The following is a 14,952-nucleotide window of genomic DNA, read 5'->3' on the forward strand; positions in this document are numbered from 1 at the left end:
ATGATTACTCCTTTCTTTGCAGCTGAAATGGAATACGAATCTGAATATTCGTTTCGATATGTTCTTTTGATTCGATTATTAAATGGTAGGGTTCCCCATAATACAGGCGGATACGGCTGTTTACATTTAAAAGTCCAAGGCTCTCGGATTCCTCGCCGGGGGAATCTACGAAGAGGGATTCTTCCATAGAAGAGGGCATTGTCTTCGGGCGGTTCAGACTTTCACGGATCTGGGACAGTCTTTGGACGGAAATGCCCTCACCGGTATCATAAACCCAGATAATTAGTGTATCATTGGAAGAATCATGCATTCCTCCTATCTGCAAATGCCCCGGTTCCAGCAGTTTCTCCAGACCATGGACAATGGAGTTTTCCACCAGGGGCTGCAAAATCATTTTCGGGATACATGCATCCATTATTTCATCGGAAATACTGTACTCTATGGTAAATCGCCCCTCAAAACGGGTGGATTGAATCATCAGATAAGACTTCACAATTTCCAGTTCTTCCCGAAAAGTTACAAATTCATTTCCTTTAATGCTGTAACGCAGAATTTGCGCCAGAGCCTGAGAAATATTAATAATATCATCAGACCTTCCTTCTGTGGACATGCCGCAGATTAAAGCCAGGGTATTATACAAAAAGTGGGGATTAATCTGGCTTCTTAAAAAAGCAAGTTCTGTTTTTTTGGCGTAGATCTCTGTTTCATACATCTTCGTGCAGGTATTAAAAATGTCACGGTTTAAGGTATCCACTTCATCCAGCATCTGGTTAAAGGCATTTCCAATGGTCTGGGCTTCCAGACAGACGTAAGATTTCTCATCAAGATGGATACGTTCTTTCAGCGCCCGTCTGTTTCCTGAGGTAATCTTGTTCATTATTCCGGTTAATTCAGCAATCGTATTGAAAAAACGGGAGATAAAGTAAATTAAAAAAGTACAGACTATAATAAAAATAACCAGAGTAATAAAATACTGGCTGCCTACGGTTTTAATTAACTTTTGGAAGAGTGCGCCTTTTGGAATGATGGAGATTAACTCATATCCCGTATCGGGAATCCCATGGGATTCATAGGTATATTCCGTATTGGAATAGGTAATAACAGAATCCCCGGACCGTTTGTTTAAGTATGCCTGGTAGATTTCCTCATCCCCTAACAGAAGATTCTGGCTCTGATCCAGGAAAATCATCTTCTGGTCTGTACTGTCAAGAGAATAGGAGCCGCCCAGGAACCTGGAAGGGTCTATGGCTATGAAAACGGCTCCGCAGGGAGTGGCATTGCTTAAATCCAGCGGATAAATCAATCGCCCGGCAACAATACAGACGGTATTTAAAGAATGGATAAAGTAGTTCTGCCTGTCGAAGAAAAATACATCATGCTGGTCTCTTGGAAGTTCCTTTAAGAGCCGGCTGGTAATCGAAGAATCCCCGGCTACGTTGCTGAAATTGCCGTTGTCTCCAATCACAGCAATATCAATAATGGAAGGCTCCTGGTTCTGTGTATTGATCAGCAGATTGGAAACCCGCTGGACATAATCAAACTTTGATTCCTGATTTTTTTCAATGAGGTAACTCTGTACAAGCTCATTATAAGCAAGACTGGTTGTGAGTTTTGAAAAATAAGTGTAATTATATTCAACCTCGTGGAGCACCTGATTTACTTTTTCGTCCTGGTTCGTCTTCAAAGACTGGTACTGCAATTTATAATAGGAGAACATACTGAATGCCATGATTCCAGCCATGGTAACAGCCATAATCATTAAAAGAACCATCATCTGGCGCCGTAGTGGCAGTGGTGTAAATTTTTTTAACTGTATTTTCATTTTTTTAGTAACCTCTTAAGTTGTTGTCTACCAAGATAGTACAATTTAATTTCAATAACTTGTATGGAAAAAAGTCAGGGAATTATGTAAAAAACTCAAATGGGAACATTTTAACGGCATTGCCAGAGGAAGAGGATATAAAAATTATAGCCTATTCTATTAAATGTTTTATGTAAAAATATTAGAAATATATGTAAATTTCTTTAAAAGATTTAATAAATTTCCAAAATCATAAGAATATTGCATAAAGAGCAGAGTTATAAACATTTTAAAAATTTCCTTTTTCAGTAGAATAGATAATATCAGACAGGTAAGAAAACGATACTCAGAAATGAGGGAAAGGAGCAGGAAGTGAGAGAGAAGAGAAAGAAACCGGCACAGACAGCTTACGTGCCGAAAGTCAGTATTTTTAAGATGCTGGGCAAGCAAAGAACTCTGATTTTGCTGTGTTTGCCGGCACTTATGCTAACCATAATTTTCAAGTACGGCTCGATGTATGGGATTCTCATTGCATTTAAAAATTATAAAACATCGAAGGGGGTATGGGGAAGTGACTGGCTGGATCCTTTTTATAAAAACTTTATAACGTTTTTTAAAAATCCATCTTCAGGCCAGATTATATGGAATACGATTCGCATTGGAGTAATAACCATGCTGTTTTCTTTTCCGGCGCCGATCATATTCGCTATTCTTTTAAATGAAGTAAAGGGTAAAATGTTTAAAAAGACGGTTCAGACGGTTTCCTATATACCCCATTTTATTTCTATTGTAGTTGTAGTGGGAATGTTGAACAGCTTTGGGTCCATAGATGGAATTTTTAATACGATCCGTGGATGGTTTGGGCTGGCGGCTGTGAATATGAATGAAGGAACAAAGTATTTTATGCCCATGTATGTAGGTTCCCAAATCTGGCAGACCTTTGGCTGGAGCTCCATTATATATCTGTCTGCCTTGTCGAATATTGATACGACCCTATATGATGTGGCAAATATAGACGGTGCCAACAGATGGCAGAAGATTAAGAATATTGCATGGCCTACCATATTGCCAACAACCACGATAATGTTAATTATGAATGTAGGCACGGTACTCAATTCTGATTACCAGAAAATATTGTTAATGCAGAATGATACCAACCGCAGTGCAATCGATGTAATTTCATCCTTTGTTTACCGGGAAGGTATCGTAGGTGCCCGCTTTGAATATACGACGGCAGTGAACCTGATGCTATCAGTTGTAGCGTTTGGTCTGGTTATCATTACAAATAAAATCACCCAGAAGGTTAATGCTGAAAACAGCTTATGGTAATAAAAATGACTTTAAGTAAATCATGTTTTCATTTGTGTTCGGGTAACGGGAAGGAGAAGTAAATTGAACCAGAAAAATAAAATTCATATTGGAAGTAAATCAGCGGATATCATCCTGATGGTCATCATGTGTCTGCTGATGGTGACAATCTTGTATCCGTTTATCAATATCATTTCCATATCCTTAAGCAGTCCCAGTGCAATTACAACCGGTAAGGTAAACTGGCTGCCGGTGGGATTTAATCTGAAAGGATATAAAATGGTATTCGGGGATCCCAAGATCTGGAGTGCGTATGGCAATACCATTCTGTATGCAACCCTGGGAACGGCATTAAACCTTATCTTTACTGCTATGATTTCCTATTCACTGATGATAAAGGAATTCGTGCTGCGTAAACCCATGACCGTTTTTTTAACAATTACAATGTTTTTTAATGGAGGAATGGTTCCAAGTTACATATTAATCCAGAATCTTGGGCTGATGGACAGTATCTGGTCTGTTATTCTTCCGGGGTGTGTCTCTGCTTATAACATATTTATTTACCGCTCCTTTTTTAAAGGAATATCACCGGAAATACGGGAAGCGGCATTTGTAGACGGAGCAGGGGAAGCCAGAATCCTGTTTAGCATCTATATGCCTCTTTCAAAGGCGTTATTTGCAACGTTTGGTTTGTTTTCCCTGGTTACGTACTGGAACATGTGGTTTGAGCCGCTGCTGTATTTGAAAACAGACACAAAGCAGCCCATTCAGATGATACTCCGCCAGATATTATTTACCTCCGGTGCAGCCGGCATGAATGGTGCTCAGGAGATGATGAATCAACAGCTGGTTAACCCTAAAAACATACAATATGCATGTATTATCGCAACGATAGCACCAATTATGATTGTCTATCCGTTCCTGCAGAAATATTTTGAACAGGGAATGATGGTAGGCGCAGTTAAGGGATAACCGTGTCTGAAAAGCACGTTCCAATAAAGAAGGGAGATTATAATATGAAGAAAAAAATGGTAACAGCATTGCTGGCAGCAGCGCTTGCTGCAGCATCACTGTCGGGATGCGGGCAAAAAGTTGGAAGTACAGAAACGACGGCCAAAGGGGAAACTACGGAACTGCCGGACAACACCCTTTCCATAACGGCATCTATTTCCACTTTTGGCACAGATCCGGGCAATACGGAAGTACAAAAAGAGTGGCAAAAGAGAATGGAAGAATACCTGGGATGCAAGCTGGATATTAAATGGACTTATACACCATGGCTTGATTACCGGGAAAATGAGAAGGTAATTCTGGCAAGCGGTGAAATGCCGGACGTGTTTACCTATTCCTGGGGAGACACGATAAACGAGTATGGACAGGATGGCCAGGTGCTTGACATTGCCAAATACAAACAGTTCATGCCATATTACTCCAAGTTTGTGGAAGAGACAAGAGGCGGAGAGAATTTTGCTTACAATGCAGACGGAACTTCTTACTATTTTAAAGACGGTTTTGTAAATAATAACGATATCATAGGTGCACAGTCATTTACAGCATTTGCATACCGGTTTGACCTGCTGGAGAAGAACAATCTGACCCCGGCGACAAATTTAGATGAATTCAGTGATTTATGCAAAAAGTTAAAAGAACTTTATCCGGATTCTTATCCGATTTCCAACAGCGATAAGAACTATGCATTCTACAGAGGATTTGCGGGCATTTACCATACTTCCGATACACTTTACTGGAACGGGACAAAATGGGCATTTGGTCCGATTGATGATAACTTCAAAGACATGCTTTCCTACCTGAAAACCCTCTATGATGCAGGTTATATTGATCCTGAATTTGCTACGGATGATGCCGATGCCTGCAATAAGAAGGCAGCTACCGGAAAGGTACTGATTTATCCTACCGTATGGTCCGGTATGGCAGCGCACTGGAACCGCAACAAAGAAGATCAGGATATTAATTTTGGGCTTGCCTATTTACCGGAAAATGAAAAATATGGAACACCGTGGAAGTGGGGCTCCAAGGAAGAAGGGCTGTCCCTTGCCAGTACCGGATTTGGAGTTGGCATTTCAGGAAATACCGAGTATCCGGAATGGATTGTAAAAATGATAGATTACCAGTATTCACCGGAGATGATCGAACTGCAGAACTGGGGTATTGAAGGTAAGACTTATGTGGTAAATGAAGATGGTTCCAAAACATTTACGGAAGAAATCACCGGTGCGGATAACCCGGTACAGGAGCTTGCTAACTACGGTGTGACTTCTTCAGCGGCATGCAGGACAGGTGTAGTATTTACTCCGCAGGAATTTGAGCCCCAGATAGAACAGCTGGAAGAAGAACCCTGGTGGAGCAAAGAGGACGGTTTCCATATGGATAAATACTGGCTTGCAAGTTCCAAATACGGCGGGGAAGAGTCAGTTGCTCCTTATGACCGTGCTCCAATCCTGAATCTGGATCCCGACCAGGCTACCGAAAAAGCTACGCTGATGAATGCCTGCGAGACCGTTGCAAAAGAAAAAGCCGTTGATTTTATTACTGGAAAGATGGATTTAGAAAAAGACTGGGATTCTTACGTAGATTCCGTAAAGTATGCGGTAGATGATTTTGAGGGTACTTTGCAGATGCTGAATGAGAATTCGGTAAAAGAATAATATGAAACCAGATAAAATTTGCTATGCAATATAAATATTTTACTATTTAAGAGTGGGCAGGGGATTGGTAAGCTGTAAGCAGCCAATCCCCTGCAAGTTATACACTGTAAATGGATACTGGATTGATTTGTAAAGATAAAAGGAACAGGTGATTATATGGAAATAACATGCCAAAAGGTCCAATACCGGAAAAATCCAATTGGGCTAGACATTACAAAACCGCATTTTGAATGGAATATTCAGCTTAATGCAGCGGTTGATGGGAAGAAGTGGTTTCAGACGGCATATCAGATACTGGTATCGGACAACGAAAAAAGCCTAGAGAATGACGATGGGAATATCTGGGACAGTGGGAAGCAGAAGGGCAGTGAGATGACTCAGATTATATATGCGGGAGCCCCCCTGCTTTCCTGCACCAGGTATTACTGGAAAGTCCGGGTATGGGATCAGAATGAGAAAATTTCTGCGTACAGCAGTATTTCTTATTTTGAAACGGCATTTTTAAGCGGCAGAGAATGGAGCGGGAAATGGATTGGTGAGCAGAAGGATTTTGTAAGCCATATTTTCCGGAAACCATTTCATCTTAAAGAGGGCATAAAAGAGGCAAGAGTTTACATATGCGGGCTGGGGCATTATGAATTGCTGGTCAATGGAAAGAAGGCAGGGGACAGTGTGCTGTCACCGGGATGGACAGATTATCAGAAGTCCTGCCTGTATAATACATACGATGTAACCAAACAGGTTCAGAAAGGCTGGAACTGTATTGGTTTATTTTTGGGTGACGGCATGTTTCATGTAAGGAAAAAGAGATATGTTTACTTTGAACGGACTTATGGGAATATGAAATTCCTCCTGCAGCTTCAGGTTACATATCAGGACGGGAGTAAAACCATAATTGTTTCGGATAAAGAATTCCATATGGCTCAGAGTCCCATAACTTATTCCGGAATCTATGGCGGAGAGGATTATGATGCCAGATTGGAGCAGGAGGGATTTGCGCGTCCTGAATTTACCGAAGATGATTCCTGGCAGCAGGCAGCAGTAGTAGAAGCGCCAAAAGGAAAACTGCGTGCGGAAAGGACAAATCCACTAAAAGTGATGGAGTCCTTAGAACCGGTAAGGGTTTGGGAAACTTCGGACGGTGTGTACATGTATGATATGGGGAAGAATTTCTCGGGATGGGTAAGTTTGAAACTCAGAACAAATGGAAATATTGCGGGATCCTGCATTACCTTGGTGCCTGCTGAAATTCTTGCTTCGGACGGTAGTCCCGACCAGCATGTGACCGGTGAAGGATACTGCTGGAAATATATTTGTAATGAAAAAGAAAGCCAGTATTACCGGCCCAAATTCACCTATTATGGTTTCCGGTATGTACAGGTGAGTGGGGCTGTTCCGGCAGCATTTGCCGCGGATGGAAGTCAGCCTGATCAGCCCGTAATTGAAGAAATAACAGGAGAATTTATTTATCCGGATATTGAAATAACAGGGAGTTTTGAATGCTCAAATATACTATTTAATAAAATTCACCAGATCATAAATCAGGCTGTACGAAGCAATATGAAGTCCATCCTGACAGACTGTCCCCATCGGGAAAAACTGGGGTGGCTGGAACAGACACATTTGATAGGACCGTCAATGATGTGCGGTTACGATATAAGAAGCCTTTATGAAAAGATAGAACAGGATATGGAGGAGGCCCAGCATGAAGACGGACTGATCCCCGATATCTGCCCGGAGTACGTAACAGGATTTGAAAAATGGCATTATGGGTATCTGGATTCTCCGGAGTGGGGAAGCGCCTGCATTATCAATCCCTGGTATCTTTATAAAAGGTATGCAGACAGAAGCATATTAGACAGGTTTTACCGGGTAATGCAGGATTATCTCAGCCATCTAACCCGGATGACCCACCATCATGTGCTCCACCATGGTCTGGGAGACTGGCTGGATATTGGTCCCAATACACCGCATTCACAGAATACCCCCGTTCCTGTAGTTGCTACGGCGATCTATTATTATGATGTTACGATTATGGCAGCTGTTTCCACACTGCTTGGAAAAGAAAAGGAAGCAGAGTATTACAGGTTACTTGGGAGGGAGGTAAAGAAAGAGTATAACCTTCAGTTTTATGATAAAGCCACTTGCAGATATGCCACAGGAAGCCAGACAGCACAGGCAATGAGTCTTGCTGTTGGTCTTGCAGAACCGGAAGATGAAGCAGGCATACTGGATTATCTGATTCAGGATATCGAAAAAAGAAATTATGCCACAACTGCGGGAGATATCGGTCATCCCTTTGTTATGACGGCACTGACTTCATATGGCAGGTCTGATATTATAGAAAAAATGACAAATGTGACGGACGCGCCGGGATATGGCTACCAGGTCCGGTGCGGTGCAACGACGCTGACGGAAGAATGGGACGGACCGGATCCGCAAAGGCCGCATGGATCCCAGAACCACCTCATGCTTGGGAGTGTGGAAGAATGGTTTTACTGTGGTCTGGCAGGTTTACCGGGAGTAAGGAGCCGGAATGTCTTAAAGGAACTGGTTATCAGCCCGTACTTTTCACCTGAAATTAATAATGTAAGGTCATCCATTGGTCATCCTTACGGAAAGGTGTATTCCAGCTGGACCAGGGATCAGGGGAAAATATGGGTTGAAGTTGAAGTTCCGCCAAATACAAAAGGTGTTTTTAAACCAAAACCAACATCCGATGGTTATGTTTTCTATGGAAAAGAGACATTTATCATAGAGGAAACAGATTAAACCAACAAAAACAGGAGGAAATCAATATGGCTTATCCACAGCGTTTAGAGGATTTGATAAAAGGTAAGGGTGGTAATTATATACTGCCATTTTTATGGATGCATGGCGAAGAAAAAGAAATTATAAAAGAAGAAATAGATAGAATCTGCGGGTGCGGAATTCGGGAAATCTGCCTGGAGTCCAGACCCCATCCTGATTTTGCAGGTCCCGGATGGTGGGAAGACTTAGATTTTATTATGGAAGAGGCAAGAAAAAGGGAGCTTCGTATCTGGATTCTGGACGATGATAAATTTCCTACAGGACACGCAAATGGGGCATTTGAACAGCAGCCCGGACTGGCAAAGGTCTATCTTGCACAGCGGCATATGGATGTAATAGGACCTGTGAAGGACAGTGCAGTGGTAATTGATCCGTTTCTGGGCGAAGAGGGAGAACTGCTGGCAGTACTGGCTTGCCCCAAACCGGATACGGAATCTCTGGATATTAAAGGGGATGGAATTCTGAATCTGACCGGACAGGTGCACGACGGAGTACTTTATTTTGACGTGCCGGAAGGTTTTTACCGGGTGTTTGTGATTTATAAGACCAGAAAAAATGGCGGAAGAGAAAATTACATGAATCTCATAGACAGCGCTTCTGTAAGAGTTCTTCTGGATACGGTATATGAGCCCCATTACCGGAGGTACAAAGATGACTTTGGAAAAACATTTGCCGGATTTTTTTCTGATGAGCCGGAATTAGGAAATACACCCGGATATGATTTTCAGGATAAGCTTGGAAAAAGTGATGTGAAACTGCCCTGGAGCAGTGAGCTTGAACATTTGCTTGAGAACCTGTGGGGAGCAGACTGCTACGGGAACCTGCCTGCCCTGTGGTATGATATGGGGCAAAAGACTGCCGGGATCAGAAGCAGCTATATGAATTGTGTTTCCACCCTGGTCAGCACCTGCTTCAGCCAACAGATCGGAAACTGGTGCAGGGACAGGGGTGCAGAATATATTGGACATATCATTGAGGACGATAATGCCCATGGGCGGCTGGGCTGCAGCATCGGACATTATTTCCGTGCTCAAAAGGGGCAGGATATGTCAGGAATCGATGTAGTTCTGCTGCAGATAATGCCGGGATTTACGGGCACCTATCATCAGTGGATTGCCTCCGACCGGGATGGTGAATTCTTCCACTACGGTCTGGCGAAGCTGGGCAGTTCCTCTGCACATACGGATCCAGCAAAAAGAGGGAGGGCTTTATGTGAAATCTATGGTGCCTATGGATGGGGCGAGGGCATCAGCCTTATGAAGTGGCTGACAGATCATATGCTGGTAAGAGGAATAAATGTTTTTGTGCCCCATGCATTTTCTCCGACTTTTCCGGACAGGGACTGCCCTCCTCATTTTTATGCAAGGGGAAACAATCCTCAGTACCGGTTTTTTACACTGCTTATGAAGTACATGAACAGATGCTGTCATCTGCTGAACGGGGGAGTACATAAAGCAGATGCGGCAGTACTCTATCATGCAGAAGCGGAGTGGACGGGAAAACAGGCCATGCTTTTTCAAAAACCTGTCCGTAAATTGTTGGAAGGGCAGCTGGACCTGGATGTGGTCCCGGCTGATTTGCTGACGTCAGAGGCAGTGGCTGCCGCTGATGGAAGAATCAGGATCAATGCAGCAGAATACACATCATTTATTATTCCTTACTGTGAGTGCATTCCAAAAGCTGCCGCAGATTTTGCAATCCATGCATCAGAAAATGGAATTCCTGTTTTCATGGTGGGAGAATGCCCCCGCTATTATACAGACGGAAGTGCTGTCAGTCGGGAATTTGAAAAGCATGTGATTGTGGTCTCCCTGGATGAACTTGCCGAAAAAGTAAGGGAAACGGGTAAACCATCCTTTTTCTTTACGGGAAATAATAAGGATCTCAGAGCATGCTGCTATAGGCAGAAAGATTCCAATATCTATATGTTCTTTAACGAAAGTCCTTTTGATGCAGTAGATACTTCCGTCAGGTTTTTAAATGAAGAGCAAAAGTACATTGTACGTTACGATGGGATCAATAATAAAATAGAACCGGGATGCAGCAGGGAGGAAGCCCTTACACTTCACTTGCTGCCCGGAGAATCTGCTGTATATCTGGGGAGTAGTGATACACCGGTTCAAAAGAAAACCACTCTGGAAGAAGTAATAAAACTGGACATTGACTGGGAGGTCTCCCTGGCGGAAACGGGAGATTACCCTGATTTCGTAAAAAGATTGCACATTCCTTCCGGGGAAAGGCTGCCGAATATGAATGGAAAAGATGGATTTCCAAGATTCTCTGGGACATTTTTGTATGAGGGAAAGTTTGATTTTTCAGTATCTGACAGAAAGGCAGAGAGGTACATTCTATGCCTGCCCTCGGTAGGAGACTGTGCAGATGTGCGGCTCAATGATTTTAATGCGGGGATGCTGATTGGCAATCCCTATGAGGTGGATATCACGCCGTATTTAAGAGACGGAGAAAACAATCTCAAAATTGAAACAGCCAATACCCTTGTGTGGAGCTTGCATGATGGACAGTCTACCCATATGCAGTTATCCCCTACTGGATTATTAGCACCGCCGGAACTGCATTTATACCGATAACGGAAGAAAGTGAGCGAAATAAAAAATGAATAGAAATCTATTATTTCCTAAGGTAAACGAAATTCTCCACGGTGGGGATTATAATCCTGAGCAATGGCTGGATCGCCCTGACATTTTAGCAGAGGATATCCGGCTGATGAAGAAAGCAGGAGTAAATACAGTCACCCTGGGGGTATTTTCCTGGTCGGTCTATGAACCATCGGAAGGAGCGTATCATTTTGAGTGGTTGGATGAAGTTATGGACAGGCTCTGGGAAAATGGCATTTTTACCATCTTGGCAACGCCATCCGGAGCAAGGCCGGCATGGCTGGACCAGGCATATCCACAGGCTATGCGGGTTAATAATATGGGGGTACGAAACCACCATGGAGTCCGGCACAATCATTGCATGACCTCACCGTTGTACCGGGCTAAGGTCCGGGAAATCAATACGATCCTGGCAAAACGGTATGGGAGCCATCCCGGACTGATCCTATGGCATATTTCCAATGAACTTGGCGGTGCATGTTACTGCGGCCTTTGCAAAAAACAATTTCAGGAATATCTGAAACGAAGATATCATGACAATATTGATGAATTGAATAAAGAATGGTGGACGACGTTCTGGAGCCATAGATATAACAACTTTCATCAGATAGAACCGCCGATGCCGGGAGGCGAGACCAGTATCCATGGATTAAACCTGGACTGGAAACGATTCACAACCTGGAATATGACCGATTATATGAAAGAAGAAATTGCTGTTTTTAAAAAATGGACGCCGGACATTCCGGTTACGACAAATTTTATGCAATTGTACGAAGGACTGGATTACCATAAGATGGCCAAAGAACTGGATATCATTTCCTGGGATAGTTATCCGGAATGGAGTACAGACAAAAGGGAACTGATTGATACCGCTGCTTTGACGGCATTTGATCACAGCATTATGCGCTCTTTTAAAAGAGATCAGCCATTTATGCTCATGGAAAGTGTTCCAAGCCAGGTCAACTGGCATCCTGTAAACAAGCTAAAGCGGCCAGGTATTCATAACCTGTCTAGTATGCAGGCGGTAGCATGCGGTTCCGATACCGTGCAGTATTTTCAATGGAGAAAGAGCCGGGGGTCATATGAGCAGCATCATGGAGCCGTGATTGACCACTTAGGGCGGTCAGATACCAGGGTATTTCGGGAAGTAGAAGAAGCAGGCAAAAATTTAAAATTACTGCAGGAAGTACAGGGCAGCGTACCAAAGGCTTCAGCAGCAATTATCTTCGACTGGGAGAACTGGTGGGCAATCAACGATATGGCGGGGTTAAGTGTACAGAAAAATTATCCGCAGGAATGCAGAAGACTGTATCAGATACTATTCCGTTATGGCATAGAGGCAGATGTGATATCCCAGGAAGAAGATTTAACCCCGTATAAGGTGGTGTTTGCACCAATGCTTTATCTGTTAAAGCCCGGGACGGAAGAACGGTTCAGTCAGTTTGTAACAGAAGGCGGACAACTGGTGGCAACTTATCTTATCGGATATGTAAATGAAAATACGCTCTGTTATCTGGGCGGTTTTCCGGGAGGTGCATTAAAAGATGTTTTCGGGCTGTATACGGAGGAGATCGATTCCCTGTACCCTTCTGAAAGGAATGGTGCCGCTTTTACCGAAGACAGCGGTATGGAGGGAGTCTGCCAAATTCGGGATTTCTGTGAAATTATAAAGCCCGTGACTGCTCAGATTCTGGCATGTTATACGGGGGATTTCTACCAGGGAACACCGGTAATTACCGTAAATCGTTTTGGGAAGGGAAAAGCATGGTATCTGGGGGCAAGAGTAGAAGATTCCGGTCTGGAACAGCTGCTGGGGAAAATAATGTGTGAATTGGGGATAACTTTTAAAAAATTACCAATTGGTGTGGAAAAGCACATACGGTATCATGACAGCGTGCAGTATGAGTTTTATTTAAATTATACGACAGAGGAGAAGGAGATTCAGCTAGAAGATAATGGAATTGGATTTTCGCTGTTGTATCAGAAACCTGTTTTTGATACACTCAAACTAAAAGGGTTAGGCATGGATGTGGTAAAACAGGAAAAGAGATAAATGTTCTGGGAGGAATGAAGATGAAGCTGCTGTTAGTAGATGATGAAAATCACGTAAGAGAAGGCATATTGTCTATGATTGATTGGAAAACCGCTCATGTAGATAAGATAGAGATGGCAAAAAACGGAAAGGCCGGGTTCGAATTAGCATTGGACTTTGAACCGGATATTATACTCACGGATGTGAGAATGCCTAAAATGGACGGAATTGAAATGGCATTTGCGATTCGGGAACATCTGCCTCATTGCAGCATAATCTTCATGAGCGGATATTCGGATAAGGAATATCTCAAATCCGCAATACAGCTGTCCGCAATTAATTATGTGGAAAAACCAATAGAACTGGAAGAACTTTTTCAGGCAATCAGAGATGCTGTACATGTGCAGGAGGAAAGAAAAAACTGGGAAGAGAAGAAAGCCGAGATGGATGGAAAGCTGGAAGTCAGTATGGCAGCCCTTCGCAATCAGCTGGTTTTGGACCTGACTAAGAAAAGCTTTCAGAATGGAAAGCGTGCGTCTGACATAAAGATGGCTTATCCGGGGATATGTCCGGATCATGCATTTATTACAATCATTGTAGATCTTGTGGGAATTAAAAATGAAGGCAGTTTTAAGACCGGCAATCATTTCATACAAGAGGAACAGAGCATACAGACAAATGTAAAATTATTTTTGGAAAGTAAATTCACAGAGAAAGGTATGCAGGCATTAATTGGAAGCAAGGATGAGCATCTGGTATTGCTGCATATAGATCTTGGGAAGGAAGCAGAATCCTTTCTGGTGCGCAGGACAGAACGAACAGCAATGTGGATAAAAGAGCTGCTGGATGATTTATGTTATAGTTTTGTCTCAGTTGGAAGCCGTGTGGAGCACCTTTATAAAATCTATGAGTCCTATAATAATGCAGCAGCAGCGATGCTTCAGAGCTTTTATTATGAGACCGGCAGAATCATTTATTATGAAGACAGGCGAAATGAAGAATTTGTATTATCGGAAGAATATCTGGTGCAGTTCAAAGACATTATAAAATACGGTACATTTGAATCGGCAGTAGAATTTATACAATCCATTCTATTGAGATTGAGGGAACATCCTCATAAATTTATATTTTCCGTAAAGGAATTTTTCTTTAGAATGTTAATACAAGTGTCCGATACTGCCTGTCAAAAGGAGATTGCCCAATTTATGGAGCAGCCCCGGGGCATCATCCGGGAAACTGTCTGGGAATACCGGTTTTTAAGCCAGCTGGAAGCATATATGATAGAACAGCTGGAGTTATATTACCACAATGTAAATGAGGACGGTGGAAAGCAGGCAGTATCTGAAAAAGTAAAATATATTGTGTCTTGTAACTACAGTGAACCGGATCTTTCTCTTTCAACCATAGCACAGAAGCTTTCCCTGACCAGTTCTTATTTATGTATTCTTTTTAAAAAGGAATGCAATATGACATTAACAGCGTATATTATTGATTATAGAATGACCCGGGCAAAAAAGCTTTTGGCGGAAGAAAGCAGAAGAATCAAGGATATAGCCTTAATGACCGGATATATTGACTGTAATTATTTTATAAAGGTCTTCAAGAAGTATACAGGGGAAACACCGGCAGAATTCAGAAAAAGAATACATAGACAGGAAGCAGAAGTGTGAAAGAAAATCCCTTTCACACTTCTTATTAATGCAGTGTCGCAGCCGATAT

The 14,952-nt window shown here is 42.6% G+C and carries 8 protein-coding genes; 7 read left to right on the top strand and 1 reads right to left on the bottom strand.

The genetic code is table 11. The annotated features are described in order from the left end of the window. Positions 1-4: 4 nt before the first annotated feature. Complete coding sequence (locus CD03_RS0121740; protein WP_027295442.1) at positions 5-1,822, bottom strand: sensor histidine kinase; 1,818 nt, start codon at positions 1,820-1,822, stop codon at positions 5-7. Positions 1,823-2,173: 351 nt separating this feature from the next. Between CD03_RS0121740 and CD03_RS0121750 the strand changes: the two genes are divergently transcribed. From CD03_RS0121750 to CD03_RS36350, 7 genes are all read left to right on the top strand, one after another. Continuing rightward, positions 2,174-3,130: an ABC transporter permease gene (locus CD03_RS0121750; protein WP_242849135.1), complete on the top strand. Its 957-nt coding sequence runs from the start codon at positions 2,174-2,176 to the stop codon at positions 3,128-3,130. Between the two features lie 63 nt (positions 3,131-3,193). Further along, the gene (locus CD03_RS0121755) at positions 3,194-4,081 is read left to right on the top strand and encodes a carbohydrate ABC transporter permease (RefSeq protein ID WP_027295444.1); all 888 of its coding nucleotides are present in this window, start codon (positions 3,194-3,196) and stop codon (positions 4,079-4,081) included. Positions 4,082-4,125: 44 nt separating this feature from the next. Next, positions 4,126-5,775, top strand: a complete 1,650-nt coding sequence (locus CD03_RS0121760) for an extracellular solute-binding protein (protein WP_027295445.1) — start codon at positions 4,126-4,128, stop codon at positions 5,773-5,775. 156 nt (positions 5,776-5,931) lie between these two features. Next, positions 5,932-8,547, top strand: a complete 2,616-nt coding sequence (locus tag CD03_RS34350) for a family 78 glycoside hydrolase catalytic domain (RefSeq protein ID WP_052377912.1) — start codon at positions 5,932-5,934, stop codon at positions 8,545-8,547. A gap of 26 nt (positions 8,548-8,573) precedes the next feature. Beyond that, on the top strand, positions 8,574-11,174 hold the full coding sequence (locus CD03_RS0121770) for a hypothetical protein (RefSeq protein WP_044289588.1): 2,601 nt from the start codon (positions 8,574-8,576) through the stop codon (positions 11,172-11,174). Between the two features lie 25 nt (positions 11,175-11,199). Beyond that, positions 11,200-13,254, top strand: coding sequence for a beta-galactosidase (locus CD03_RS0121775; RefSeq protein ID WP_027295447.1), 2,055 nt, complete (start codon positions 11,200-11,202; stop codon positions 13,252-13,254). A 20-nt stretch (positions 13,255-13,274) separates the two neighbouring features. Then, positions 13,275-14,903, top strand: a complete 1,629-nt coding sequence (locus CD03_RS36350) for a response regulator (protein ID WP_027295448.1) — start codon at positions 13,275-13,277, stop codon at positions 14,901-14,903. Positions 14,904-14,952 lie beyond the last annotated feature (49 nt).

Source organism: Robinsoniella sp. KNHs210, assembly GCF_000686105.1.
GTDB lineage: Bacteria > Bacillota > Clostridia > Lachnospirales > Lachnospiraceae > Robinsoniella > Robinsoniella peoriensis.